We start from the raw sequence: 648 nt of genomic DNA on the forward strand, positions 1-648 counted from the left end.
ACACCCTGATCGCGCGTCACCCTGCCCAAAGACGCATCCTGACGGTGCTCGTCGCAGCCCAGATCCTCAGCGGTGCCGGACTTGCCGCAGGCATCACCGTCGGCGCGCTGCTCGCCCAGGACATGCTCGGCGCCACCAGTGCGGCAGGCTTACCCGCGGCACTGTTCACCATCGGCTCCGCCCTCGCGGCTCTGCTGATCGCCCGCGTCTCCGGCCTGCGCGGCAGGCGCGCCGGTCTCGCCGGCGGCTACGTCACCGGCGCAGTGGGTGCGCTCGGCGTCGTCATCGCTGCCGCCACCGACAACGCCGTGCTGCTGTTCGTCGCGTTGTTCGTCTACGGCGCGGGCAGCGCGACCAACCTCCAGGCGCGCTACGCCGGCGCCGACCTCGCAGCCCCGCAACGCCGAGGACGCGCGGTGAGCACGGTGCTCGTCGCCACCACGCTCGGCGCGGTGCTCGGACCCAACCTCGTCACGGCGACCGGCGAACTGGCCACGAGCTGGCACGTCCCGGCGCTCGCCGGCCCGTTCATCCTCGCGGTCTTCGCCTACACGGCGGCCGCCATCGTGCTGTGGGTGCTGCTTCGACCCGATCCACTTCTCACCGCCCGATCCCTGCCCGCCGCCCCCGTGGCCAGCCGCGACTCCA

Annotated in this window: 1 protein-coding gene; it reads left to right on the forward strand. The window is 72.8% G+C overall.

The genetic code is table 11. The features are described from left to right. Positions 1–44: 44 nt before the first annotated feature. The coding region (locus SK571_RS46185) for an MFS transporter (RefSeq protein ID WP_319990436.1) at positions 45–648 on the forward strand (604 nt) is incomplete at its 3' end.

The sequence above is a fragment of the Lentzea kristufekii genome, from assembly GCF_033949925.1.
Taxonomy (GTDB): Bacteria; Actinomycetota; Actinomycetes; order Mycobacteriales; family Pseudonocardiaceae; genus Lentzea; species Lentzea kristufekii.